Here is a 26,397-nt window from a genome sequence, read left to right on the forward strand (position 1 = left end):
ACTTCGCTATAATGCCACTATACACTATTTGTAAAGCGGAAGGGAACGGTTCATGTGATAGAAAAACAAATTGATACGATTGTAACAGATATGGATGGGACTTTATTATTGAAAAAAGGCGATGCGATCCATCCGCTGAATCAAGAGGTACTGTCAAAATGGCAGGCGGCAGGGAAAAAACTATTTCTGGCAACTGGTCGACTAGATCTGGCCATTTTGCCGTTTATTCATGCGCTGAAAATCAGCATGCCGGTGATTTCTTGCAACGGCGGCTTAGTGCGCGATTTTGGAACAGGTGAGATTCTCTATAAAAGCGATATTGAGCTAACAAAAATTGCCGAACTGTTAGCGCTACTAGCACCGCTTGAGGTTGACTATCATATTTATACGACGGATCGGATTTTGGGCCCATCCTACACTGGGAAAATCGCATTTTTCACCGAGCAAAACAAGCATTTGCCTGAAAATGAACAAGTTCCACTCACAGTGACAAAAGATCCGCTGGCGATCCTTAATGAAGGGGAATTTCCGCTTAAACTGCTCATCATTGAAGGGGATAAGGCGAAACAGCAGCAAATCAAAGAAGTTTTGGCAGACAGTGGCATGGCCGTGCTTTCCTCAGCGGCCAATCTGATCGACATCATGAATGAAGGAATCGACAAGGCAAAAGGGCTGCGCTTTTTGGCCGAGCAGGGTTATTTGGATTTGGCGCATACCATTGCATTTGGTGATAATGAAAATGATGCCGGCATGATTGAACTGGCAGAAATTGGCGTGGCGATGGCAAACGGAATTCCTCAAGCAAAGGAAAAAGCAGACTTTATCGGGTTATCGAATGAAGAAGGCGGTGTAGGACGCTTTATTTTAGACAAGCTCTAAGCTATTCTTTTTGCTTTTTCTCCTCGCGTGGTATGATGGATGTACCAAGTGAAGGAGATGGTGCAGATGGAAGAAAAGTTTGATTTAGGTCATTGTGTAAAAAAAGCATTTGTCATTGCGGCGGGAGTGAGCCTTGTTTTTATCGGAATCATGGCATTCCTGACCTTGATTGGCGTCATCATCGCGATTCCACTTCTGAAAAAAGGCAGTAAATATCTGCTTCAGGCAAATAAGTCCGCGGAGGAGGAGCTTCCAAAAGGTGGAAAACTCAAGCTCAAATGCGGCGATCGAAATTTAAAGCTAAAGTTTGATGAAGCAGAACTATTAGACGAAAAAAGTTGAAAAAAAGCCTGGCGCAGAGGGTGAATCACGCATGCGTCAGGCTTTTTGTATGGAAAATAGTAGGCTTAGTTGTTAACCGGTATTTGTTCAGCAGATTTATTCGGGCAGATTAGCCACGGGCGTTTGGTAGAAAGTAGAAAATCATCTTCTTTTAACCGTTTCATCAATGAATTTAGGAAAACACGGGAAATATTACAATAGTTAGCAAACTCATTTTGATTGAGGAAAGAAGGCAGTTCAATACCGCGGTCTGTTTTTGTCCCCAAGCGCTCTCCCAAATAGCACAGATTATATTTAACACGCTCCTCAGAGGACATATACAAACTCCGGTAGTGCTGATACTCTTCGCGACTGGTTTTTAAATATTTGGGTTCGATCATATCTTTTTCAAGCGCAAGCAATTGAGTGGGTGTTTTGGCAAGATAAAAAAGATTTTCATTGACATCGTCTAAGGAAATAAGATGTTTTTGTGAATAGTATTGAACGGGAATTTCTTCCGCTAGGTTTAAACTCATGTAGCCTTCTAAAATGAGCAGATATTTTCCGTCAAAGTCAGATTTTTTTAAAATGTCACCTTTTTTTAATTGTAATGTAGCTTTTCCCATATTTTTATCTCCTAGTAATTAATGTATTTAAATTTATAATACTATGATAACAATATTAACTTTGCTTTGTCTGTGAATATTTTGTGAAACTTTTAAAGGTTATTTGGTGAAATAAATAAAAAAAATTGATAATCGAGTCGTTTTTGGCGTTATTATGTCGGAATCGACTGATAAAAAATTCCGCATATAAAGTTCAAATTAATTTTTTTCTAACAGCTTTTTCAATTTGAAAAGTTTGCAAACTAAAAAAGTCGGGAAAATTTAATCAAATTGTTGCATGATTAACTAAAAATGCGGGAATGAAAATATTACAAGGAAGTGCATAAAAATGAAAGCGGTCGGATTTTATCGTTATCTGTCCATTGATGAAGCAGAAAGTCTTTTAGATTTAACTGTATCTGTCCCTCAACCGAAGCCACATGATTTATTGGTCAAAGTAAGCGCCATTTCAGTAAATCCAGTCGACACCAAGCAGCGCAGTCCCAAAGAAAAGCTGGAAAAAGAGCCGCGAATTTTAGGCTATGATGCTGTCGGGGAAGTCGTCGAAGTCGGGGAGCAAGTGACTCTTTTTCAAAAGGGCGATAAGGTTTATTTCGCGGGAGATGTGACAAGACAGGGAAGCAATGCAGCCTATACATTGATTGACGAACGGTTGGCAGCACTAAAACCTGAAAAATTAAGCGACGTAGAAGCAGCCGCCATGCCTCTTACAACCCTGACTGCATGGGAAGCATTGTTCGACAGATTGGGGATTAAGGCGGAAAAAGACAGCGGCAAGACGATTCTCATCATTAACGGGGCAGGCGGCGTAGGCTCTATTGCCACACAGCTGGCTAAACTGGCAGGCTTGGAAGTGCTGGCAACAGCTTCGCGGGAAGAAACCATTGAATGGACAAAACGTCACGGAGCTACGACCATCCTGGATCATCACCAGTCGCTACCGGAACAGCTGGAACGGCAAGGGAGGCAGACGGTCGACTATATCCTTTGTCTCCATGATACAACGCGTTATTTTGATGTCATGCAGGAAATGATTGCCCCAGAAGGAAAAATTTGCTCGATTGTGGAGCTGACTGAGCCGGTTTCCATGTCGCTTCTTAAAGACAAAAGCGCTACCTTCGTAAATGAGTTTATGTTCACGCGCGCCAAATATCAGACAGATACGATGATCAGGCAGCATGAAATCTTGACAAAAGCCGCGCATCTTTTTGACAAAGGAGAACTTGTTTCAACGGTCCATCAGGTCTTAGAACCATTTAATGCGGCGACAATGAAAGAGGCACATCGGATACTGGAAGAAGGGCGGTCAATTGGAAAATTAGTTGTAAAGGGGTTTGATGAAAATGAGTGAAAAACAAGTCTCACTTTATATTGCAGTAAGTCTGGACGGGTATATCGCGGATGAAGATGGCAGTGTCGGTTGGCTGGAATCGATCGACAGCGAAGGCGACACAGGGTATGAGGCGTTTTTTGATAATGTAGATACCGTTGTCATGGGGCGGACCACGTATCAGCAGATTTTTTCATTGACGGATACGTTCCCGTACAGCAAAAAGGATGTCTATGTTTTTTCCAACACAAAATCAGGCACGCGAGATGAGTATGCGGATTTTGTATCTGGGACGGTCGACAATTGGCTGAATGAAATTGAGGGGGAGCATGTCTGGCTGGTGGGAGGTGCGCAGCTCGTCAAACAATTTTTGAAAGAGAAAGCCATCGATCGATTTGTTTTGACGATTGCACCGATCATACTTGGAAAAGGTGTTCCGCTTTTTGAACAGGATGACACACATACACTTGAGCTTGAAGAAGTCACACGTTTCGGACAATTTGCCCAACTAATTTACAAAAATGTGGAGGAATAAACCATGAAAATTGCCAGCTTTGATGTCGATGCACAAAAAGGATTTACCCCGATTTGCCCAGAAGAGCTTCCCGTGCCGGGCGGAGCAGAAATTGTTCCGGCGCTGAATGAAATGGCCGAATTTGCTGACTTGCGAATCGGCAGTAAGGATGCCCATCCGCGGAATGCCGTCTGGGTGGTTGAAAAACCTGAGGAGATGCTTGCCCCGCTGGACTATCCGGAAGCCGATCTAACGTGGGTCAGACATTGTGTCCCGGGAACGGATGGGTTTGAACAATTGGACGGTTTGCCAGAACCCAATCAATATGATTATTTTGTCTGGAAAGGCATGGAACCGGATTTACATCCCTATGGCGCCTGTTACCATGACATCAGCGAACAGCTCTCTACAGGCGTCATTGAATTTCTACACGCTGAAAAAGTTGCGTTCATTCTTGTTGGTGGTTTAGCTTTTGATTTTTGTGTCAAAACGACGATTCTGCAACTTGCAAGAAATGGTTTCAAAGTCGTCGTCTATTTACCGGCCGTACGTGCGTTGACGAAAGATGGGGAAACTGAAACACTGAACCAATTAGAAAAGACAGAAAATGTTTCAATTGCTCATAATTATCAAGAACTTGCTACGTTTTGCCGGAAATAAATCAAGGGGGTGAGAGAAATGAGGAGAATTGGTGTTTTTCCGAGTACAGTTATTTTTATAACGGCTGTATTTACCATCGCGACCTACCCACTGCTCCCAGCTGAAATCGCGGTACATTTCGGTACGGATTTCTCTCCAGATATGTTTGTGCAAAAGTGGTTGGGACTAATTATGATGCCGTTTCTGATGATTATTTTTACAGGGACGGAATATTACGGGAAAGAAAAAGTGAGTCAGGAGACGCGACTTGAATTCGAATATTGCTTTCGTTTGCTGCTTGTCCTTTTGGCAGTCATTCAAATCAGCATCATTGTGTATGCCTTGGGATATGAAATTCCGACTGGCAGATTTGCGCTAATGACAGCGGGGGCGTTCATGCTGCTTTTGGCGGCGTATCTCTCCTATTCAAAGAAGCTGTTTCATTTTCTAAATCTGATCGGTTTTAAAAAGACCGATGCCTATACGCGGAACTTGTGGAAGAAAATCACGATAAGCACACTAACCGTTGCAGGAGTAGCATGTCTGGTGCTTGCCATCTTCATGCGTAATGACCCAAGTTACTTTATGATGGGGATGCTGCTAGGGATGGGTGTGATCGTAGTCGGTTCCGGTTTTTACCTGAACAAAAAGTGAAAAATATAACAGTTTTTATTTACAAGTGATACAGATTTCTATTATAATGAAGGTCGGAAGTCAAAATATACTGACATCGACCTTTTTTTGGCGTTGAGTCGGTTATTTTGAAAAAGCGCTTTCAAACGAAGGAAACAGTAAAGGGGAGAATTTATTTGACAAAACGTGTGAAAATACTAGGATTATTACTGATGTTGCTTAGTTTTGCGGCTCTTGCAGCTTGCGGCCCTGCTGATGAAAAAAAAGAGAAAGTAAAGTCAGATAAAGAAAATGTAATTAATATCATGGAAACGAGCGGTATCCCGAATGCCAGCCCGACACTGGCGGATAATAGCGTCAGCTTCCGTGCCATCAATCAGATTGGGGAAGGCCTGTACCGGCTCGACAAGGACGGCAAACCCGCTTTAGCAATGGCAGCAAGCGAACCGGAAGTTTCAAACGATGGCAAGACACTTGTCTATAAGATTCGCGAGGATGCGAACTGGTCGAATGGGGAACCTGTCACTGCAGCCGATTTTGAGTACGCCTGGAAGAAAGTAGTTGACCCTAAAACCGCTGCCGCCTATGGTCCGCAGATGGAAGAAATCGTGAAGAATGCGACACAAATTTTAAAAGGGGAAATGTCTCCAGATGAACTGGGAGTCCAAGCACTCGATGACAAAACGCTTCAAGTAGAGCTAGAAAACCCAGTGCCCATCTTTAAGGAACTACTTACAACCGCAACCTTTTTTCCACAAAATGAAAAATTTGTCGAGCAACAAGGCGAAAAATACGGCACCTCCAGCGAGACGCTCATTTCCAATGGTCCGTTCATCTTAAAAAACTGGAGTGGCACGAATTTGACCTGGGACTACGTCAAAAACCCAGCCTATTGGGACAAAGCGAATGTTCCCGCACCTAAAATCCATGTGACAGTCGTGAAAGACACCAATGCAGCCCTTAATTTATATAATACTGGCAAACTGGACCGCGTAGAACTGGACGGCGAATTCGTGAAGCAATACCAAACTGATCCTAATTTCCACACGTCGATTACAGGTCGTTCCGTATATGTCAAAATGAACCAAGGAAAAGAAGGTGAGGCGACCGTACTGGCAAACAGTCATTTGCGCCGGGCGCTTGCCATGTCGATCGATAAGCAAGGCATGGTGGACACACTGCTTGCCAATGGTTCCAAGCCGCTAGATGGAGATGTGCCGGGCGAAATCATGTTTGATCCGGAATCGCATCAGGATTTCCGCCAGCAGAACGGTTCACTTTTAGGCTATGACAAGGAAGCCGCTAAAAAATATTTCGATCAGGCGCTGGATGAACTGGGCAAAGATCAGCTCACCCTAACGATTACAAGCGGCGATACAACGCTGCAGAAAAAGCAGACCGAATTTATGCAGAACCAGTGGGAAACCAATCTTCCCGGCCTGTCGATCAAAATTAAAAATGTGACCAATCAGGCGAGCTTTCAAGCCGATGTCACCCAAGACTTCGAGCTGCTACTTGGCGGCTGGGGCGGCGATTATCAGGATCCGCTGACCTATCTGAACCTCTTTTTAACTGGCAGCCCAGGCAATCACACCGGCTTCTCAGATGCCAAATATGACGAGCTGGTCCTCGGCGCAAAAGGCAAATTGTCGAATCAGCCGGAAGAACGCTGGCAGGCACTTCTTCAAGCAGAACAAATTCTACTGAAAGATCAGGCAGTCCTGATTCCACTTTATCAAGGCGGCCGAGCCTATTTGCAGAAAGAACAGCTTGAAAACTATGTGACCTATCCGATTGGTGCTGAAAACTATAAGTGGATGACGAAAAAATAAATCCATTAAACCGCAGTTGTGAACGTGTGCAGCTGCGGTTTTTTAGACTGAATAAAAAATCAGCCTTTGGGAGTACTAATTTTCAGTCTGCAGCCTTTTCAATAAATCGCGCCCTTTTTCTATAATGAAATCATCCAATAGAGAAGGAGAGCCGGATCATGAAAAAAGGGACATTCGCACTTGTGATCGCATGTTTTATTGCCGTACTAGCTTTTGTGGAATTTAAGGCACCGATCGCTTCTGCTGCAACTACATATACTGTTTCCATCCAATCAGAAGGGGAACCGGTGACGAAACCGGCGTTTAAAGGTTATCAATTTACAGAAACGGCCTACACGAAGGATGGAAAAGAAGTGACACTGGAATTCTTATCGGACAAACCGCTACAAAAAAATTGCTCCTATAAGATCGTCGTACAGGATAATAAAATGGTTTTACGAGCAACTGAACTTCAATCGAACACCCATGTCGTTTCAAACAATTAACAGCTGAGGGGCTGTTTTAAATAAAATTCACTCAGAAAAGAGGTTATTCAAATGACTACATTTTTTAAATATCTATTGACGATTATTTTGGCACTGATTGCACTCAATATACTTTTTGATTTAATTGGTGTGACACTTCACTTCCTATTCCCGCTGCTGATTTTGGCGCTGATTGTTTACTTAATCATGCGCATCTGGAATAAACCAGCTAAAGACCATCGCTATTCAAAATCCGGTCGCGATCATTACGACTGGTAAAGTGGTCAATGTGATTCTGTTAAAAAGCTCCCTAGGCTTTTCATAAATTTTTACCCGATTAGTTCGCTAGTCGGGTATTTTTTTGGTCACTTCGTTAAACGGGATATTCGCGCTTATTCTATCAGAAAATGCTATGATAAAGAAAAAAGTCAGCATGAGGTCAAAAGTGGAGGTGATAAAATGCGTAAAGTCATCCAAATAGCCGCTTTTTTTCTGGTGATTCTTGCTTTTTTCAACGTTAAGCGAAAAAAAGTCAGCTAATCGGTCTATAAAAATCAAAAAAAGCGAAAGAACCGCAACTTTAAGCCGTTTTGCCCAATTGACAGATCGATTATGCTATAATGACTAGAAAGAAATAAAGTGGAGGAACAGGAACGCTTATGGATACTTTATTGAAGCAGCAATCGTGGCGGTTGATTGACCATACGATGGTGAATCCAGCCTTTGATGCTTTGCAGTCCTATGCAACGGACGATACATTATGCCGATCAATCGGAAAAAAGCAAGAGCCGCCTACTGTGCGCGCATGGGTGCATGATAAAACAGTCTCACTCGGCATACAGGACTCCAAACTGCCAAAATTAAAAGAGGGGATCCGCTTCCTAGAAGAGCAGGGCTACCGAGTTGTCGTGCGGAATTCCGGCGGTCTGGGTGTCGTGTTGGATCCAGAAATTTTAAATTTGTCACTCGTTTTCCCAGATGTAGAGCGGGGCATAGCAATCGACCTTGGGTATGAAACAATGTTCACGCTTGTGAAGGACATGTTTGCCCATTCAAAAGCAGTCATTCAGGCAGGCGAAATCGAGCATTCCTATTGTCCCGGCAGCTTTGACTTAAGCATCGATCGTCGAAAATTCGCGGGTATTTCTCAACGCCGCATGGAAAAAGGCGTCGCCGTCCAAATTTACCTAGGAGTAAGTGGCGACCAGACGAAACGCGCCGAACTGATTCGTGATTTTTACGCAATCAGCGGGAAGGATGAACAAGAAAAGTACCATTTCCCAAATGTCGACCCGGCCGTCATGTCCACGCTGGCGGAGCTCCTTGGCGAACCAGACTTGACTGTCAACAAAGTCCTCGTCAAGCTTTTGAACAGCATGCGTTTCTATGCCGAGCATTTCTATTCGGGCACCTTATCACCAGAAGAATGGGATTTATTTTCAGGTTATTATGAACGGATTCTCGCACGAAACGAAAAAATTCTCGCATAAAGCAGGGAGGCAGAGAGTGTGACTTATATCGAGCAGAAACTAAGAGAAGGCAAGGTATTCAAAGACCCCGTCCACGGCTATGTGCATGTTGAGGATCAGATGATTTGGGATTTGGTGGCAACCAGAGAGTTTCAACGGCTACGGCGCATTCGGCAACTTGGCACTACTTCCCTGACGTTTCACGGCGCCGAACACAGCCGATTCAATCATTCGCTGGGTGTTTATGAAATCGTGCGGCAGATCATCGATGTAACATTCGCTGAAGAGTTTCAAATTGATGCGGAAGAGCGGATGGTGGCCCTTTGTGCGGCGCTTCTACATGATCTCGGTCATGGCCCTTTTTCACACGCATTTGAAAAGGTTTTTGGAACGGATCACGAGGCTTACACGCGGGAAATCATTACTGGGGATACAGAAGTTCAGCAGGTGTTAAAACGAGGCGGGGAAGACTTTCCACTCAAAGTGGCAGATATTATTCGCAAGACCTATCCCAATCAGACACTCGTAAAACTGATTTCCAGCCAACTGGATGCTGATCGGATGGATTATCTGCTGCGAGATGCCTATTATACGGGAGTCAGTTACGGGAAATTCGATATGGAGCGGATCTTGCGTGTCATGCGCCCGAGCCCAGATGGCAATGGTGTCATCATCAAATATTCCGGTCTGCATGCCGTGGAGGATTACCTGATGAGCCGCTATCAAATGTATCAGCAAGTCTATTTTCATCCAGTCAGCCGCAGTGGGGAAGTCCTGCTTTGGAAAATCCTTGATCGTGCAAAAAAACTTTATGAAGCTGATTATGAATTTGAGCAGTATCCGACTGAGGTAATCCCATTTTTCACAGGAGAAGTAGCATTAAGCGACTATATTCGACTGGACGATACGATATTAACGTACTATTTTTCAGTTTGGCAAAATGAGGCAGATGAAATCTTAAGCGATCTGTGCGGACGATTCCTAGGCCGCAGATTGCTGCGCTATATTGACTATGATCCCGCCAAGGATGCACCGCTATACGACCAGCTAAAAGGGCTGCTTGAAAAAGCCGATATCGATCCGACGTATTATTTAGTGATTGATTCATCTTCTGACCTGCCGTATGATCTCTATCAACCGGGAGCCAGTTCCGGCAAAACGCCCATTCAGCTTTTGTTACCAAGTGGGGAACTGAAAGAACTCTCAACCGAGTCGCCCATTGTCGAGTCGATCGGTGGGAAAATTCGGACGGACATCAAGTTATACTATCCGCTCGATTTCATTGAAAACGGCCGGATTGCACCGGAAATTGCGGAGGAAATGATTCTCGCGCTTCATCAGCATCATCTAAAGTAAAAGCCAGCTAAAGAGAGATAAGCGTCCCTAGCTGGCTTCCAGTTGTCTTTATATATCCGATTTACGGATACCGCCGACAGCATAATCTGTTTTCTTCATTTCTTCTAAAATCACATGAATATTTTCTTTCGGTGCAGCAAGATTTTTAGAAACAGATTCCGTCACATCTGCTACGAGCGCCTTTTTTTGCTCATCAGAACGGCCTTCGAGGAATTTGATTGTTACGATTGGCACGGTCATCACCTCATCATTTGGATTTTGAAACATATTTATTATAGCAAATTTCACTTCATACAGGAAAGGAGGCAGTTATGCCGAGTTTTTTAGCTTATCCGCTTGAAATGCTGCCCTATGTTGTCATTACGATATTGATTGCTTTTACGATTCATGAATGGGCACATGCCCTCACCGCCTTGGCTTTTGGCGATGATACAGCGAAAAATCAGGGAAGACTTTCACTGAATCCACTGGTGCATGTCGATCTGATTGGCCTTTTGATGATCGTGATCGCTGGATTCGGTTGGGCAAAACCGACACCCGTCAATCGTTATAAACTGAAAAAGCGACGGCTAGGCAGTATTTGTGTCTCACTCGCCGGACCACTCAGCAATCTGTTGCTTGCTTTTATCGCGACAGGAATCATGATGTTTTTAGTGAAACAATACGGCTATAGTGATAGCATCTGGTTGAACTTTCTAGGTGTTTTTATTCAGCTGAATGTCGTGCTGTTTGTTTTCAATTTGATCCCCTTTCCGCCGCTGGACGGTTATCAGATTTTGACAGAATTTTTGCCAATGCGTTTTCGCGCTAAGCTTCAGCCGATTGAACAGTATGCGTTTCTGATCTTCTTGATCATTGCGCTTACACCGCTTTACAATTTGACGATCGGACCAATTTTCAACTTTTTCATTCCAGCAATCACACAGGCAATGCAGCATTTCTTTCTATTCCTGTTTTTTTAAAACAAAGTTGCTTTTCAGCCTGTTTTTTTCTATAATATTAGACGTCTATATTTCTGCACGGAAAGGGGTAATCTGACCAATGAAAAAGCCAGCCAAAGAGCGGCAACCCGTTAAAATTCATATTACCAATGTCGTCCGGCAGATGGAATCAGAAGAAAAAACGGAAATGTCGGTATCAGGCGTGTTTTATCTCCATGAGGGGAATCGCTACCTCCATTACGAAGAACGTCAGGTAACAGGAGATGTCCGTACTGTTCTCAAGTTGTCGGAAGAAGAACTCCTGCTTTTGCGAAGCGGAGCCGTCAATATGCGTATGCACTTCTTTCGGGATAAACGACGAAGCACGGCGTCCATCGATTCGGGAGCGGGGAAATTTCTTTTTGAATCGGAGCTGGTCGCCTTAGAAGAGAATTTTCAGACGGCTGATGGTCTGCTCGGCGAGATCGTTTTTCAATATGATCTGCTTCAAGCAGGCAGCTACATCGGTTCTTATAATGTCAAGATGAGGATAGAGGAGGACAAGGAAGTATGAATGTCATTCAAGCGAAACAGAATGATTTAATGAAACTGATCAAACAAGCAGTGGTTGCTTCAACAGGAATCGAGGAAAGCGCGGTCCCTGCCATTTTACTAGAGGTACCAAAAGAAAAAAGTCACGGAGACTACTCGACAAATATTGCCATGCAGCTGGCACGTGTAGCCAAAAAGGCGCCGCGTCAAATTGCAGAAGGGATCACGGCTGAATTAGAAGGAGCCGCCCAGATCGAAAAAATTGAGATTGCCGGACCTGGTTTTATCAATTTCTTTCTAGATAATCGCTATCTGACAGCAGTTGTTCCAGCAGTTTTAGCCGAACAAGCCGATTACGGTCGCTCGGATTTTGGACAGAAAGAACGGATCCAACTGGAATTTGTTTCTGCTAATCCAACAGGAGACCTGCATTTAGGACATGCGCGTGGTGCGGCAATCGGAGACTCATTGGCTAATATTTTAGATATGGCCGGATACGACGTTTACCGGGAATATTATATCAATGATGCCGGTAATCAAATCAACAACCTGGTTCTTTCAGTGGAAGCGCGCTACTTTGAAGCACTTGGTAAAGAGTGGGCATTCCCAGAAGACGGCTATCGTGGGAAGGACCTTATTGAATTAGGTCGCACACTTGCCGATAAATACGGAGAGGAATATGTCGAAGCAGAAGTGTCCGTTCGTCATAAAGTATTCCGTCAAGAAGCGCTGGCGTTTGAAACAGCTAAGCTAGAACGTGACTTGCAGGAGTTCCGTGTTCACTTTGACAATTGGTTCTCAGAAACCTCCCTTTACGAAGAAAATCAAATCCTGCCAGCACTTGAAAAACTGCGGGCGAATGGACATGTCTATGAACAAGATGGTGCAACTTGGTTAAGAACGACTGATTTTGGCGATGACAAGGATCGTGTTCTAATCAAAACAGACGGCAGCTACACCTACTTCCTGCCTGATATTGCCTACCATTTAAATAAATTGAATCGTGGCTTTGACGTACTGATTGACATTTTAGGTGCCGATCACCATGGTTATATTCCGCGGATGAAAGCGGCAATCGAAGCACTTGGCTATCAACCATCCCAGCTTGAAGTGGAGATCATTCAGCTCGTTCACCTTTACGAAAATGGCGAGCAGATCAAAATGAGCAAGCGTACTGGTAAATCGGTCACGATGCGTGATTTGATTGAAGAAGTCGGACTGGATGCAACGCGTTACTTCTTTGCGATGAGAAGTTCCGATACGCATATGAACTTTGATATGGGGCTGGCAAAATCCACCTCCAATGAAAATCCGGTTTACTATGTCCAATATGCCCATGCGCGGATTTCAAGTATCCTGCGTTCAGGTGCTGAAAATGGTCTGACAGCAAGTGAGACAGTAGATCTTGCGCTGATTCAGTCGGAAACCGAATTTGATTTATTAAAAGTGATCGGTGAATTCCCAGATGTCGTAGCAGAAGCTGCTCAAAAACGGGCACCGCACCGGATCGTTCGTTATCTGAATGACTTGGCCGCTGCTTTCCATAGATTTTACAATACGAATAAAGTACTTGATCCAAAACAACCGGAACTTTCCAAAGCTAGACTGGCACTTATTGAAGCTGCTCGGATCACGCTTCAAAATGGTCTGAAGCTGCTCGGTGTTTCTGCGCCAGAAAAAATGTAAGAGAGATTACGCTTCTTTAAAGTAAGTGAACAGGCTTGCCGTTGACGAGATTCCTAAAATGTACTAAAGTTAAAAAACAGAGACATTTTGAAACGGGGAGAGCAACAGATGAAGCGAAGAAGAATAATAATAGTAGCGCTGCTGTTCATATTTTTGTGCATCGCAACAAATATCCTCTATGATTATCAACTTGGCTCGATTCCGATTCTCTTGATGGCGTTCCTTTTCTTCTATCTCGCCTACCAGATTATCAAGCGAAGTTGACGCAGATAAATTTTTAGGTTGTATTAGCCAAAAATAACAGGTAAAATAGTAAAGTTGAATAAAATCGCGTATGTAGTAAATAAAGTAAATCGAATCATATAAGAAAGGGCGTGCCTGCTTTGGATTTAAGTAAGTTATCGCAAGAGGAAAGAACGGAACTATCTTTGATTGAGGTAGCTCATTATGTTTTAGAGCAACGTAGAGAAGTCATCTCTTTCCCAGAACTCGTAAAAGAAATTCAAAACTTCCTTGGCTTATCAGAAGCTGAAATAAAAGATCGTCTTGTTCAATTTTATACCGATATGAATATTGATGGTAATTTTATTTCGCTTGGCAACAACACTTGGGGCTTGCGTGCATGGTATCCAATTGATGCTATCGACGAAGAAGTTCAAACGCAAACCAAAAAAGCGAAGAAAAAACGTAAAAAAGATGATGACGACGAAGATGAGGATGACGAAGAAGCACTCATGGACGATGACATCGATTATGAAGATGACGACGAAGTGGAAGAACTTGGCGAAGAAGAAATCTCGCTGTCCGACGGTTTAGTGGACGAAGATGAAGATATGGATGATCATCTCCCAGACGGAATCGAAGGCGATCTTGCCACAGTTGAAGATGATTATTCTGACGGAGACTACACAGAAGACCCTGAAGAATAGAAGAAATGCCCGCCGAATTTGGCGGGCTTTTTTTGTGGGAATTTGATTTTCTGAAATAAAAGCTTGACTTCCGGCCCTATACTCGGTAATATTTTATTTGGGCTCCCTTAAATGGGACAAATCATGTATGATATAATACGCTCCTTCACTTAGAGATAAGTAGGGGCGTTTTTTATTGGAGCAGCTCCGATAATAAAAAGTGACCAGATGCAAAACTGAGACACAGTCCAAATTGCATGTGGGATTTTTTATTAAAAAAGAGTTTCGCTAGAATTCCCACCCAGCAAGTTCTGCTTGCGACTTTTTAAAAATGGAAGGAGAAGATTGTTTCAATGACAAAGTATATTTTCGTAACTGGCGGTGTAGTTTCATCGATCGGGAAGGGGATTACAGCAGCTTCATTAGGACGCTTGCTAAAAAATCGCGGTCTTAGTGTAACGATTCAAAAATTCGACCCGTACATCAACGTAGACCCTGGGACAATGAGTCCTTATCAGCATGGGGAAGTTTTCGTAACCGATGACGGCGCAGAAACAGATCTAGACTTAGGTCACTATGAACGTTTTATCGATATCAACCTGAACAAATACAGTAACGTCACAACAGGTAAGGTTTACTCAGAAGTTATTAAAAAAGAACGCCGCGGGGATTATTTAGGTGGAACCGTGCAAGTCATTCCGCACATTACGAATGAACTGAAAGACCGGGTTTTCCGTGCAGCGCGTATGACAAATTCCGATATTATTATTACGGAAATCGGCGGAACAGTAGGCGACATCGAGTCCCTGCCATTCTTAGAGGCCATCCGTCAAATCAAGAGCGATGTTGGTTCTGAAAATGTTCTTTACATTCACACTACGCTCATTCCATACATTAAAGCGGCGGGAGAAATGAAAACGAAGCCCACTCAGCATAGCGTGAAAGAATTACGCAGCTTAGGGATTCAGCCAAACCTTATCGTCGTTCGTACAGAACACCCTGTTTCACAAGAAATGAAAGAAAAAATTGCTTTGTTCTGCGACATTAAAGCTTCAGAAGTGATCGAATCCCGTGATGAAGATACACTTTACAATGTGCCGCTTTCCTTGCAGGCGCAAAAGATGGACCAAATCGTATTGGATCATCTGCAACTTGAAGCACCGCAAGCAGACATGACAGAGTGGAAAGAATTGATCCATCGTGTGAAAAATCTTTCCCAAAAAGTTCGGATTGCCCTTGTAGGTAAATATGTTTCCTTGCAAGATGCGTATCTTTCAGTAGCAGAAGCCCTTCGTCATGCGGGTTATTCACATGATGCAGAAATCGAGATCGACTGGATCGATTCTGAAAAAGTTACCAAAGAAAATGCTGCCGAAATTTTGGGCAAAGCAGATGGCATTCTTGTACCGGGTGGCTTTGGCGACCGGGCAATCGAAGGGAAAATTGCTGCAATCGAATATGCACGTGTCAACAAAGTACCATATCTCGGCATCTGTCTGGGTATGCAACTTGCCACTGTAGAATTTGCGCGCAATGTTTTAGGTCTAGAAGGTGCTCATTCTGCTGAAATTGCACCGGAAACGCCATATAATATTATCGACCTGTTGCCTGAACAGAAAAATATTGAAAATCTTGGTGGAACACTTCGTCTAGGTCTCTATCCGGCCCGTATCAAAGAAGGAACCAAAGCCAGCGAGGCATATGGCAAGTCGCTTGTTGAAGAACGTCACCGCCATCGCTATGAATTCAATAATGAGTATCGGGAGCAAATGGAAGAAGCCGGCATGATCGTGTCAGCTACAAGCCCAGACGGCCGTCTTGTCGAAGTGGTCGAACTAAAAGATCACCCTTGGTTCGTAGCTAGCCAGTATCATCCAGAATTCATTTCACGTCCGAATCGTCCACAAAGCTTGTTTAAAGCATTTGTTGGCGCAGCACTGGAAAATCAATAAAAACCATAAAAAAAGCACTTTGCGAGTCTTTCGCAAAGTGCTTTTTTTATTAGTTATTGGTGCTGGATAAGAAGGAAGCTTTGGTCCAGCCTAGTAATGTGTTGCCATTATAGACGCGGTACCAAAGTTCGCCATCAATCGTGGCTTTTCGATCGACACGTAAGGCTTTTCCTTTGTAGCCGGAAAGCGAGCCTAGTCGAATCGGTGAATCCTCAACTGGAAGCAGATAATAGCTGCCGGAAGTATTCGCCACATATTGCGTCAAATTCGTATTGATTTCCATACTTTGATTATAGAAAACGTCGATGGCTTTTTGGTCAACCCAGCCGACGATTTTGCCGTCCACGCTGAATTGATACCAGGTAGCGCGACTATTTTTGGCTTCACGTTCGAGTCGCATCTTCTTGCCCGTATAGGCCGAAAGCGGATTGACACTCACAGCGCCAGAGGTCCCGTATGGTTTCGTCCAGACCGTATGCCCAGCAGAAGTTTTCACGCGGCCATAAGCCCAAATCTGTTTGTCATACTCAAGACTTTCCGTATTAGAACTTGACAGGTTGGAAGCTTTGGTCCAGCCGAGTCTAGTATTGCCATCATTAATTCGGTACCAAAGCTCGCCATCAATCGTTGCTTTCCGGTCGACACGTAAGGCTTTCCCTTTGTAGTTGGCAAGAGAACCCAGTTGGATTGGTGAATCTTCAACCGGAAGCAGGTAATAGCTATTAGACGTGTTGGCCACATATTGTGTCAAACTAGTATTAACTTCCATGCTTTGATTGTAGAAAACATCGAGCGCTTTTTGGTCGACCCAGCCGACGATCTTGCCGTCCACGCTGAATTGATACCAGGTAGCGCGACTATTTTTAGCTTCACGTTCTAGGCGCAGATTTTTCCCTGTATAAGCCGAAAGTGGATTGACCGTTGTTGCGCCAGACATTCCATATGGCTTCGTCCAGACCGTATGCCCAGCAGAAGTTTTCACGCGGCCATAAGCCCAAATCTGTTTGTCATATTCAAGGCTTTCAGGACTAGAACTCGACAGGTTGGCCGCTTTTGTCCAGCCAAGTTTGGTATTGCCGTCATAAATCCGGTACCAAAGCTCGCCGTCAATTGTGGCTTTCCGGTCGACACGCAGCGCTTTTCCTTGGTAGGAAGACAGGGTGCCAAGTTTGATTGGAGAGTCCTCAACCGGCAGCAGATAGTAGTTGGCTGTTGGGGCATAAACGTATTGCGTCAAATTCGTCCCCACTTCCATGCTGGAATCATAAAAGACATCAATGGCCTTTTGATCGACCCAACCAACGATTTCACCATCTACACTGAACTGATACCAAGTAGCCCGGTAATTTTGTGCCTCACGTTCAAGCCGCAATTTCTTGCCTTCATAAGCCGAAAGCGGATTGACAGTTGTCGCACCAGTCATCCCATAAGGCTTCGACCAAACGGTGTGCCCGGTGGATGTTTTCACGCGGCCGTAAGCCCATACTTGCTTATCGTAAGCCAGTGAATTTGTATTCGTGTCATAAAGGTTCGACGCTTTTGTCCAACCCAGCAAAGTGCTGCCATTGTAGACGCGGTACCAAAGTTCACCATCAATTGTTGCTTTCCGATCGACACGTAGCGCTTTATTTTGGTAGCTGGAAAGTGAGCCCAGTTTGATCGGTGCATCTTCGACAGGTAGCAGATAGTAGCTGCCGGATGGATTCGTCACATATTGAGTCAAGCTGGTATTCGTTTCCATACTTTGATTATAGAAAACGTCAATCGCTTTTTGGTCGACCCAACCAACGATTTTGCCATCCACGCTAAACTGATACCAAGTTGCGCGATCATTTTTAGCTTCACGTTCAAGCCGCAGTTTCTTACCCTCATAGGCAGAAAGCGGATTGACCATTGTAGCACCTGATGCGCCATAAGGTTTTGTCCAGACCGTATGCCCAGCAGAAGTTTTCACGCGGCCATAAGCCCAGATTTGTTTGTCATACTGGATACCGCCACTGTGGATCTGATTATATTTTTCCTGAATGAGGGAGACCATATCAGTCATCGTATAGCCCCATTTAGAAAAATAGCCGATCGGGTCAGTATGCGTTGTTCCACCCAGATATTTGGTTACGGCATTGTGTGACCAGATCGTTCCCTTGCCATCAGCTTCAGCACTGTCAACACCTAAATTGTATTTATCCAGCATGTAAGCCACATAATACGCATAGTTATTGATTGATCGTGCAAAATCATCAAACGAACTAGAACGACAAAGCTCGATTTGGATAAAGCGGGCGTTGGCATATTGTCCAGCCCCCCAAACGCCATAATCAGTCGGATGAATTTGAATGATATTTGACTTATCCGCGAAGGCATGTACGAAAGCATTATTATAGTTATTGCTCATGTAATTGATTTCGCCTTGGATCGTGGAAGAGTCATTGGCTGTTTCGTGCAGAACAATTCCTTCAGGTTTACCATAGCCGTTCCGGTAATTAAACTTTGGAAACTGGCTTTTTAATTGATATTCAATGGATGCCGTAGAGAAATTTTTCGACTTAATATATGAATTTACATTCGGATATGCAGCTGCACGAAGTAGTGGTACTGGTGCAAGCACTTCTGTTTGTTCATCCTCGAAGCCGTCGTTTTCATCTGTGACTTCCCCATCTCGAATCGATTTAGGAATATAAATAGATTGGTTTTCCGCCCCTTTTAAGTCATCTTCTGCTTTATCTGCCGAGGGGGAACTTACTTCGTCAGCCGAAACAGCACCGGGAACAGCAAATACAGCTAAACCGGCCGCTACCATAGCTGATTTTAGAAGTAGTTTCAAGCGTACATCAACTCCTTTTTTGAAATGAAGAAAAGTAACGAAATTTCTTCATTCTCTATTATGACAAAGTTACTGCAGGAGCGTCAATACAGCATGATAAGAATGAACCAATAGGCATGCGCTATTCGGATGTTTTTTTGCAAAAGCTACATTTATTTTTAAATAACGTTATATTTATTACAAAAGGAATGATAAGTGTCATGAATTGAAGGAAAACGAATAGGAAAAATTATACAGTGAAAAGTAGAAAAAACAGACTAAAACACTTGATTTGACAAGCCTTTCCAATTATAGGAAACTATTTTTACAGGAAAAAGGAGAGAAGGGGAATTTGTGCGGAAGGTTATCATCATTTATAATCCGGTAGCGGGTAAGCGAAAATTCAAGCAATATATGCCCAGCGCGGAACAAATTTTAACAGAAGCGGGGTTCGAGGTTACTTTAATGTCTTCCACCAGCGAGCCAAAAAGTGTGACCAAACTAGCCGAACAAGCTGCGCGGGATGGCTATGATGCCGTGATCGGTGCAGGGGGAGATGGCACAATCAATGAAGTAGTAAATGGACTGATGCAAGTGGAGTCACGTCCAGTTTTAGGCGTCATGCCAGTTGGTACCACGAATGACTATGCAAGAGCGCTGGGATTGAATCACGATCCGTTAGAAGCTGTGCGGATGATTGCAGATTGGCAAACGATCACAGTGGATGTTGGGCAGGCAAATGATGATTATTTTATCAATAACGCCGCAGCGGGAAAAATCACCGAGATTACATATGCGGTGGAAGAAAAAAAGAAAAATCGCTATGGACGGCTGGCTTATTTGCTGGATGGGTTTAAAAATTTGCCGAAGCTGTCTCCAACCAAAGTGGATGTCACCTATGATGACCAAAATTTTAGCGGCCCGATTTTATTGATGTTTCTTAATAAAACGCACACAGTCGGCGGTTTGGAATCTCTTTGTCCAACGGCTCGCCTAAATGACGGCTATGTAGATTTGCTGATTTTAAAGAAAGTTCCGCCGCTGAAACTTTTGCAGCTGTTCCTCAATTTAAAGAGCGGCAAGCATCTCTCAAACGAAAATGTCATCCATGCGCGCGTCAAAAAAGTGAGCGTTCACTCACCAGAAACATTGAATATTTCCTTTGACGGAGTGTACGGCGGAGAAGCTCCCTATGAATTCAAAGTTTGTGAAAGTGCGCTCAAAGTCTTTGCGGACAAAGAAAAGACGCGGGTGAAGCTTAGAGACTAAAGCGGTTTCAGAAAATTATTTCGCAGTTTTTATGGTAATTCACAGGTAAATTTGGTATCATAGTTGTGTTAGGGAAAAATAGCTGCCACTATTTTTCACGGCGGAAATTCAAATTGATTAAGAGGGCAAAAAGTCTTCTTAAATTCCTGAGGGAGGAAATTGTATTATGCCTATCGTTAACATGACAGATATGCTGAAAAAAGCATTAGCTGGAAAATATGCTGTAGGTCAATTCAACATCAACAACCTTGAATGGACTCAAGCTGTATTGAAAGCTGCAGAAGCAGAAAAAGCACCAGTTATTCTAGGAGTATCTGAAGGTGCTGCTAAATACATGGGAGGATTCACAACAGTTGTCAAAATGGTTGAAGGTCTTGTTCATGACTACAACATCACTGTTCCTGTTGCTATCCACCTTGACCATGGTTCAAGCTTTGATTCTTGTAAAGCAGCAATCGATGCAGGCTTCACTTCTGTAATGATTGATGGCTCTCATCACCCAATCGATGAAAACGTAGCAATGACTAAACAAGTTGTTGACTATGCACATGCAAAAGGTGTATCTGTAGAAGCTGAAGTTGGTACTGTTGGCGGTACTGAAGACGGCGTTACAGGTGGAATCAACTATGCAAATCCACAAGAATGTCTGCGTGTAGTAAAAGAAGCTGGAATCGATGCTTTGGCTGCTGCTCTTGGCTCTGTACACGGTCCTTACCATGGCGAACCAAAACTTGGCTTTGACGAAATGAAAGAAATCTCCGAACTTACAGGTGCTCCACTTGTACTTCACGGCGGTTCTGGAATTCCTGAACACCAAGTGAAAAAAGCAATCGAACTAGGTCACAGCAAAATCAACGTTAACACTGAATGCCAAATCGTTTGGACTGCAGCTGTTCGCGAAAAATTAGCTACTGACGACAAAGTTTATGATCCTCGTAAAGTTATCACTCCAGGTATCGAAGCGATCATCAAAACAGTTACTGAAAAAATTCAAGAATTCGGTTCTAACGGTAAAGCGTAAGCCGAACTTTATATGAAGAGAAAGGCGGGAAGCTTCGAGCTTCCCGCCTTTTCTTTTTGTAATCATTTATCAGCTGGTTAAAATTTTTGTTAGTTTTACGATAAATAATGAAGATTTCTTCATAAATATTGTCGCATAGAGCAAACAATGTTATTATGGAACAATAGTTGACCGTTCGTACTGAAGATCAATAACTGCAGGAGAGGCTTGCAGTTTTTTTATGCTTGCAACCTAAATACCTAGGAAAAAATCGTTCCGCAGTCGCATGTAAGTTTTACATAAGCAGGGCATAATTAAAAATGGAGTTAGTTGGGTAATATAGATACATAAAGAAGAACAGATGAATGAACCACAAGGAAAGAGAGTAGGCGATAAGAATGAATATTGGAATCTTTACCGATACCTACAGCCCGCAGATCAGCGGTGTGGCTACTTCCATTATGATTTTGGAAAAGGAGCTTCGGAGACAAGGGCATAACGTATATATTTTTACAACGACTGACCCGAATGCAGATCGTAAAAGTGAAGAAGGAAGAGTATTTAGAATGCCCAGTATTCCATTTGTCTTTTTTCCGGAAAGACGTGTTGCTATCGCTGGAATGAATAAATTTATCCGGCTTGTGGGAGAGCTTAAACTAGACATTATTCATACACATACTGAATTCTCACTCGGATTACTCGGGAAAAAGATTGCAAAAAAATATCATATTCCTTCCATTCACACTTATCATACAATGTATGTTGATTATCTACACTATATTGCGAAAGGGAAGATTTTGACCCCTTCGATGGTACGAAAAATGACACGTTCTTTCTGTGAAAGCTATGCCGCAGTGATTGCGCCAACGCAAAAGGTGCAGCATCATTTGGAAGAATGCGGTGTACAGAATTATATTTATACCATTCCAACAGGGACCGATATTTCCAGCTTCAAAAAGTCATCTGCTGAACAGGTGGCAGAACTGAAACAGAAATTAGGTTTAAATCTTGAGGCACCCGTCATTCTTTCTTTGGGGCGCGTTGCCCATGAAAAAAATATTGATGCGGTCATTATGGCAATGCCTGAAATTTTAGCAGAAAAGCCGGATGCCCAGCTGGTTATCGTTGGTGACGGCCCGGTTCGCAAGGATTTGGAAAAAATGGCAGAATTGAACGGCCTCACTGAAAATATCCTTTTTACAGGTGCAGTCGACTGGCAGGAAATCGGCAGTTATTATCAACTGGGGGACTTATTTGTTAGTGCTTCGACTTCTGAAACGCAAGGATTGACTTATTTTGAGGCGATGGCTTCTGGAATTCCAGTCATAGCCAAGCAAGATGAGAGCATTGAAGGCATTTTGACGAATGAAGAGACAGCATTCTTATTTAAAAATGACGACGAGCTGGCCAAAACGATCATTCATGCGTTAGAAAATCCGGAGCTGGTTAAGCGCGTGATTGAATCGGCAGACCATGTGGTGGAAGCAATGTCTGCTGAACAATTCGGCTTGAATGTAGAGGCTGCCTATTTGGAAATCAAGGCGTACTTTGAAGATAAAGAAAAATTGGCAGATCGAATGAAACCAACGCTGATTCGTAGTAAAATCGCTTCACAGGTATTTTCGATCTCTTCAAACACACACATAAGGAAAGGAAGGTCATCACGGCATGATTAAACTCACAATGCTTTCTTCTGCTGAAAAAGTGAAGGGGCAAGGAGTCGCCTCCGCTTATCGGGAACTTGTCAATTTAGTCGATGAACGGCTGAGCGATCAGATCGATATGAAAATTAATCAGTGGGGGAAAGCAGATATTACCCATTATCATACGGTTGACTTTCCCTTTTATCTTTCCACCTTTCGAAAACAAACGCGCGGGGTTCGTGTCGGTTATGTGCACTTTCTTCCTGAAACAATGGAAGGGAGCTTAAAACTACCCGGCATTGCCCGTGCGGTTTTTTATAAGTATCTGATTTCTTTTTATAAGCGAATGGATGAAATTGTGGTGGTTAATCCATCCTTTATCCCCAAATTGACCGCTTATGATATCCCAGAGGAAAAAATTCACTATATCCCTAATTTTGTCTCGAAAAAAACCTTCTATCCGCTTGATCAGCATGCCAAACAAGCAGCGCGGGCAGAATACGGTATTCGTCAGGATGATTTTGTCGTGCTCGGAGTCGGCCAAGTGCAGCACCGTAAAGGTGTCCTCGATTTCATTGAAGTAGCCAAGGCATTGCCAGATGTCCAATTCGTCTGGGCCGGTGGATTCTCCTTTGGGAAAATCACATCAGGCTATGAAGAATTGAAAAAAATCTATGATGCACCGCCAGCAAATGTCAAATTTATTGGCATTATTGACCGGGTCAAAATGAACGCCTGCTTCAATATGGCAGATCTTTTTTTCATGCCATCCTACAATGAGCTGTTTCCAATGGCAATTCTGGAAGGAATGAGTGCCGGTGTGCCCATCTTGCTGCGCGATTTAGACCTATATGAAGAGATTCTGGATGGGTATTATGCGAAGGCCGTCGATAATGATGGGTTTATCCAAGCTATTCAAAAACTGCAGGGAAAAGGACCGGAATATGCTGAATTACAAGTAAAGGCGGCAAATGGAGCAGCCTATTATTCCGAGGACCGCTTGACGGAGATTTGGAAGGATTTTTATCAACAATTAGTGAAGGAGTGACTGCTGATGAACGGAAGTGCCAAAAAGAATCTGATCAATATTTTACTTATTATAGCCATCAGTGCGGGTTTTCTTATTTGGCAATTCCGCGATATCAAGATTGCGCAATTTGGTGATGAACTTTCAAAAATCCATTATTCATGGATTCTTGTGGCAATGGGGTGCATGATTGTATACTGGCTACTGGAGGCTTCAGTGTTGCAATTGACTGTTCAAACAGCCAGTCAGGGGCAACGTTTTTGGTCCTCATTCCGCATTACGATGGCCGGACAGTTTTTCAATACCATAACCCCCATGCAGATGGGTGGTCAACCAGCACAGTTGTATCTGCTCGTGAAAAAGGGAATGGACGCTGGTGCAGCAAGTTCTGTATTACTTGTCAAATTTATCGTCTATCAAGCCATGATTGTCATCAACTTTTTACTGGTGATTATATTTGGCTTTCAATTTCTGCTTGGTGGTGTTCCGCAAATCAAGTATTTAGTCGTTATTGGTTTTAGTGTTCATTTGTTCGTGATTTTAGGATTGATGCTTGTTGGGAAAAGTAAACGAATTACGACTAAATTGGTGCACCTTTTTTTGATTCCTGTTTCCCTCTTTGTCAAAAAGGAACGAACTACGGATCTTCGCGAACTGCTGGATGAAAAAATTAGCTCTTTTCATGAAGAAACAAGTAAAATGAGCAAGGATAAACATGTGATTGGTTGGGCATCACTGCTGACTACTTTGCAGCTCTGGGTCTATTTTACGATTCCTTATTTCATATTAATTGGTATGGGGATATCGACCGTTTCGCTTTACATGGCGATTACTTTCCATGCGTTTATCATGATGTTTGCAACGGTTATGCCAACGCCTGGTGGGACGGGTGGCGCTGAGTATACCTTCACGCTTCTTTTCGCGCCTTTTATGACGCATGTGGAGCTTTTTACAGCCCTGATTATTTGGCGAATCATTACATATTACAGTTGTATTATTTTTGGCGGAATAGCCCTGATGGTGCGAGATAAGAAAAGACTGCTTCCGCGGGATGGAAATCATTCAGCCAAACAAGCTGCCCCCTGATTTTAGCGGGCGGTTTTTAATCTCCTTTTGTTGCATAAAAACGGAAATTCAGCGATAATAAGTAGTAACGTTGAAGAGAGAGAAGGGTAAACATGTCAGAAAAACTAGTCATTCACGGCGGGCGTAAACTCGCTGGAACAATTTCGGTCGATGGGGCCAAAAATAGTGCGGTTGCGCTTATTCCGGCAGCGATACTTGCGGAATCCGAAGTGGTGCTGGAAGGTTTGCCGGAAATCTCAGATGTTTTTACCCTTTATGATATTATTGGTGAACTGGGCGGCAATGTGCAGTTCGATAAAAATAAAGCAATTATTGATCCCAGTCATTTAACAGCAATGCCGCTGCCGAATGGCAATGTGAAAAAACTGCGTGCTTCCTATTATTTGATGGGGGCGATGCTAGGGCGTTTCAAAAAAGCGGTCGTCGGGCTGCCCGGTGGTTGTTACTTGGGACCTCGACCGATTGATCAGCACATTAAAGGCTTTGAGGCACTTGGAGCAAAGGTAACCAATGAACAGGGTGCCATTTATTTGCGTGCGGATGAGTTGCGCGGAGCCCGGATTTATCTGGATGTCGTGAGTGTAGGTGCGACGATTAATATCATGCTCGCAGCAGTTCGCGCAAAAGGCAAGACCGTGATTGAAAATGCGGCAAAGGAACCGGAAATCATTGATGTAGCCACTTTACTTAATAATATGGGGGCTAATATCAAAGGTGTCGGAACAGATACCATTCGCATTCAAGGTGTAGAGCATCTCCATGGCTGTCACCATACGATTATTCCTGACCGGATCGAAGCTGGGACCTATATGGTACTGGCTGCTGCATGCAGTTCAGAGCAGGGGATTCGGATTGAAAATATCATTCCAGATCATATTGAAGGCATCCATGCAAAATTATCCGAAATGGGCGTCCCAATGCAACTTGAGGACGATGCTGTCGTTGTTGGCGGAACAGCCGATTACAAAAAAGTGGATATTAAAACTTATGCCTATCCAGGATTTCCAACAGATTTGCAACAGCCGCTCACAGCACTTTTAACACAGGCAGAAGGAAATAGTGTCGTGACAGATACCATTTATCCAAGCCGTTTCAAACATATCGCGGAGCTTGGAAGAATGGGCGGTCAGTTTAAACTGGAAGGCCGATCTGCTGTTGTTCTTGGCAAAACCGATCTCCAAGGGGCAAAAGTGACGGCTACCGACTTGCGAGCAGGAGCGGCGCTAGTCATTGCTGGACTTTTGGCAGAAGGCACAACGGAGATATTTGGCGTGGAGCATATTGAACGTGGCTACAGTAAAATTATTGAAAAACTAACCTCTATTGGTGCGGAAGTCGCCAAAGTTTCTGAAGAAGAAACCTTCGTAAGTTAACTTTCCAAACAGGTATGCTGAATGTTTTGAATGGATTGTTTCAGTACAGCCCTCACGTGAGCATGCCTGTTTTTTATTTTCCTAAAAAGACCGAATAAAATATAAAGGTGGTAAGTAT

At 43.4% G+C, this 26,397-nt stretch carries 26 protein-coding genes; 23 read left to right on the forward strand and 3 right to left on the reverse strand.

The window, feature by feature from the left end:
- The first annotated feature begins 54 nt into the window (after positions 1-54).
- Both CS921_RS07340 and CS921_RS07345 read left to right on the forward strand, forming a co-directional pair.
- The gene (locus CS921_RS07340; protein ID WP_420843745.1) at positions 55-879 is read left to right on the forward strand and encodes an HAD family hydrolase; all 825 of its coding nucleotides are present in this window, start codon (positions 55-57) and stop codon (positions 877-879) included.
- Positions 880-945: 66 nt separating this feature from the next.
- Complete coding sequence (locus CS921_RS07345; RefSeq protein WP_099222510.1) at positions 946-1,221, forward strand: hypothetical protein; 276 nt, start codon at positions 946-948, stop codon at positions 1,219-1,221.
- A gap of 65 nt (positions 1,222-1,286) precedes the next feature.
- Here CS921_RS07345 and CS921_RS07350 read toward each other — a convergent pair whose 3' ends face one another.
- Positions 1,287-1,826, reverse strand: coding sequence for a cyclic nucleotide-binding domain-containing protein (locus CS921_RS07350; RefSeq protein ID WP_099222511.1), 540 nt, complete (start codon positions 1,824-1,826; stop codon positions 1,287-1,289).
- Between the two features lie 328 nt (positions 1,827-2,154).
- Here CS921_RS07350 and CS921_RS07355 point away from each other — a divergent pair, with 328 nt between their 5' ends.
- The 9 genes from CS921_RS07355 to CS921_RS07395 all read left to right on the forward strand — a co-directional run bounded on the left by CS921_RS07355 (position 2,155) and on the right by CS921_RS07395 (position 10,063).
- Positions 2,155-3,177 (forward strand): zinc-binding alcohol dehydrogenase family protein, encoded by a 1,023-nt coding sequence (locus CS921_RS07355; protein WP_099222512.1) that lies wholly within the window; start codon positions 2,155-2,157, stop codon positions 3,175-3,177.
- The gene (locus tag CS921_RS07360) at positions 3,170-3,691 is read left to right on the forward strand and encodes a dihydrofolate reductase family protein (protein WP_099222513.1); all 522 of its coding nucleotides are present in this window, start codon (positions 3,170-3,172) and stop codon (positions 3,689-3,691) included. The genes CS921_RS07355 and CS921_RS07360 overlap by 8 nt, the downstream gene beginning before the upstream one ends.
- A 3-nt stretch (positions 3,692-3,694) precedes the next feature.
- Positions 3,695-4,330: a nicotinamidase gene (locus CS921_RS07365; protein WP_099222514.1), complete on the forward strand. Its 636-nt coding sequence runs from the start codon at positions 3,695-3,697 to the stop codon at positions 4,328-4,330.
- A gap of 18 nt (positions 4,331-4,348) precedes the next feature.
- Positions 4,349-4,963, forward strand: coding sequence for a DUF1648 domain-containing protein (locus CS921_RS07370; RefSeq protein ID WP_099222515.1), 615 nt, complete (start codon positions 4,349-4,351; stop codon positions 4,961-4,963).
- Positions 4,964-5,154: 191 nt separating this feature from the next.
- Positions 5,155-6,774 (forward strand): ABC transporter substrate-binding protein, encoded by a 1,620-nt coding sequence (locus CS921_RS07375; RefSeq protein ID WP_099222826.1) that lies wholly within the window; start codon positions 5,155-5,157, stop codon positions 6,772-6,774.
- A gap of 158 nt (positions 6,775-6,932) precedes the next feature.
- Positions 6,933-7,259: a YxeA family protein gene (locus CS921_RS07380; RefSeq protein WP_099222516.1), complete on the forward strand. Its 327-nt coding sequence runs from the start codon at positions 6,933-6,935 to the stop codon at positions 7,257-7,259.
- A 51-nt stretch (positions 7,260-7,310) separates the two neighbouring features.
- Entirely contained in the window at positions 7,311-7,517 is a 207-nt protein-coding gene (locus tag CS921_RS07385; protein ID WP_099222517.1) for a hypothetical protein, read from the forward strand.
- A gap of 380 nt (positions 7,518-7,897) precedes the next feature.
- Positions 7,898-8,728, forward strand: coding sequence for a lipoyl-[GcvH]:protein N-lipoyltransferase (lipL, locus tag CS921_RS07390; RefSeq protein WP_099222518.1), 831 nt, complete (start codon positions 7,898-7,900; stop codon positions 8,726-8,728).
- Between the two features lie 18 nt (positions 8,729-8,746).
- Positions 8,747-10,063: an HD domain-containing protein gene (locus tag CS921_RS07395; RefSeq protein WP_099222519.1), complete on the forward strand. Its 1,317-nt coding sequence runs from the start codon at positions 8,747-8,749 to the stop codon at positions 10,061-10,063.
- 48 nt (positions 10,064-10,111) lie between these two features.
- Here the strand turns inward: CS921_RS07395 and CS921_RS07400 are convergent, their stop codons facing one another.
- Positions 10,112-10,297 (reverse strand): 2-hydroxymuconate tautomerase, encoded by a 186-nt coding sequence (locus CS921_RS07400; RefSeq protein WP_099222827.1) that lies wholly within the window; start codon positions 10,295-10,297, stop codon positions 10,112-10,114.
- A gap of 77 nt (positions 10,298-10,374) precedes the next feature.
- Here CS921_RS07400 and CS921_RS07405 point away from each other — a divergent pair, with 77 nt between their 5' ends.
- The 6 genes from CS921_RS07405 (at position 10,375) to CS921_RS07425 (ending at position 16,081) form a co-directional block, all read left to right on the forward strand.
- Positions 10,375-11,025, forward strand: a complete 651-nt coding sequence (locus tag CS921_RS07405) for a site-2 protease family protein (RefSeq protein WP_099222520.1) — start codon at positions 10,375-10,377, stop codon at positions 11,023-11,025.
- A gap of 79 nt (positions 11,026-11,104) precedes the next feature.
- Entirely contained in the window at positions 11,105-11,557 is a 453-nt protein-coding gene (locus tag CS921_RS07410; RefSeq protein WP_099222521.1) for a YwiB family protein, read from the forward strand.
- The gene (gene argS, locus CS921_RS07415) at positions 11,554-13,221 is read left to right on the forward strand and encodes an arginine--tRNA ligase (RefSeq protein ID WP_099222522.1); all 1,668 of its coding nucleotides are present in this window, start codon (positions 11,554-11,556) and stop codon (positions 13,219-13,221) included. Before CS921_RS07410 ends, argS begins: the two co-directional genes overlap by 4 nt.
- A 108-nt stretch (positions 13,222-13,329) precedes the next feature.
- Positions 13,330-13,485: a hypothetical protein gene (locus tag CS921_RS15540; RefSeq protein WP_162921713.1), complete on the forward strand. Its 156-nt coding sequence runs from the start codon at positions 13,330-13,332 to the stop codon at positions 13,483-13,485.
- 119 nt (positions 13,486-13,604) lie between these two features.
- Entirely contained in the window at positions 13,605-14,150 is a 546-nt protein-coding gene (gene rpoE, locus CS921_RS07420; protein ID WP_099222524.1) for a DNA-directed RNA polymerase subunit delta, read from the forward strand.
- Positions 14,151-14,482: 332 nt separating this feature from the next.
- The gene (locus tag CS921_RS07425) at positions 14,483-16,081 is read left to right on the forward strand and encodes a CTP synthase (protein WP_099222526.1); all 1,599 of its coding nucleotides are present in this window, start codon (positions 14,483-14,485) and stop codon (positions 16,079-16,081) included.
- A gap of 49 nt (positions 16,082-16,130) precedes the next feature.
- On the opposite strand, the gene CS921_RS07430 is transcribed toward CS921_RS07425, so the two are convergent.
- The gene (locus CS921_RS07430; protein ID WP_099222528.1) at positions 16,131-18,902 is read right to left on the reverse strand and encodes a GW domain-containing glycosaminoglycan-binding protein; all 2,772 of its coding nucleotides are present in this window, start codon (positions 18,900-18,902) and stop codon (positions 16,131-16,133) included.
- 333 nt (positions 18,903-19,235) lie between these two features.
- On the opposite strand from CS921_RS07430, the gene CS921_RS07435 reads away from it, so the two are divergent.
- From CS921_RS07435 to CS921_RS07460, 6 genes are all read left to right on the forward strand, one after another.
- Positions 19,236-20,150, forward strand: coding sequence for a diacylglycerol kinase (locus CS921_RS07435; protein ID WP_240422322.1), 915 nt, complete (start codon positions 19,236-19,238; stop codon positions 20,148-20,150).
- A 166-nt stretch (positions 20,151-20,316) separates the two neighbouring features.
- Positions 20,317-21,171 (forward strand): class II fructose-1,6-bisphosphate aldolase, encoded by an 855-nt coding sequence (fba, locus tag CS921_RS07440; protein ID WP_099222530.1) that lies wholly within the window; start codon positions 20,317-20,319, stop codon positions 21,169-21,171.
- Between the two features lie 377 nt (positions 21,172-21,548).
- On the forward strand, positions 21,549-22,826 hold the full coding sequence (locus CS921_RS07445; RefSeq protein WP_099222532.1) for a glycosyltransferase family 4 protein: 1,278 nt from the start codon (positions 21,549-21,551) through the stop codon (positions 22,824-22,826).
- Entirely contained in the window at positions 22,819-23,841 is a 1,023-nt protein-coding gene (locus CS921_RS07450) for a glycosyltransferase family 4 protein (protein ID WP_099222534.1), read from the forward strand. The genes CS921_RS07445 and CS921_RS07450 overlap by 8 nt, the downstream gene beginning before the upstream one ends.
- Positions 23,842-23,847: 6 nt before the next feature.
- Complete coding sequence (locus CS921_RS07455; protein ID WP_099222536.1) at positions 23,848-24,906, forward strand: lysylphosphatidylglycerol synthase transmembrane domain-containing protein; 1,059 nt, start codon at positions 23,848-23,850, stop codon at positions 24,904-24,906.
- Positions 24,907-24,998: 92 nt separating this feature from the next.
- Positions 24,999-26,279: a UDP-N-acetylglucosamine 1-carboxyvinyltransferase gene (locus CS921_RS07460; RefSeq protein ID WP_099222538.1), complete on the forward strand. Its 1,281-nt coding sequence runs from the start codon at positions 24,999-25,001 to the stop codon at positions 26,277-26,279.
- The last annotated feature ends 118 nt before the right edge of the window (positions 26,280-26,397 follow it).

The sequence above is a fragment of the Listeria costaricensis genome, assembly GCF_900183385.1.
Taxonomy (GTDB): Bacteria; Bacillota; Bacilli; order Lactobacillales; family Listeriaceae; genus Listeria; species Listeria costaricensis.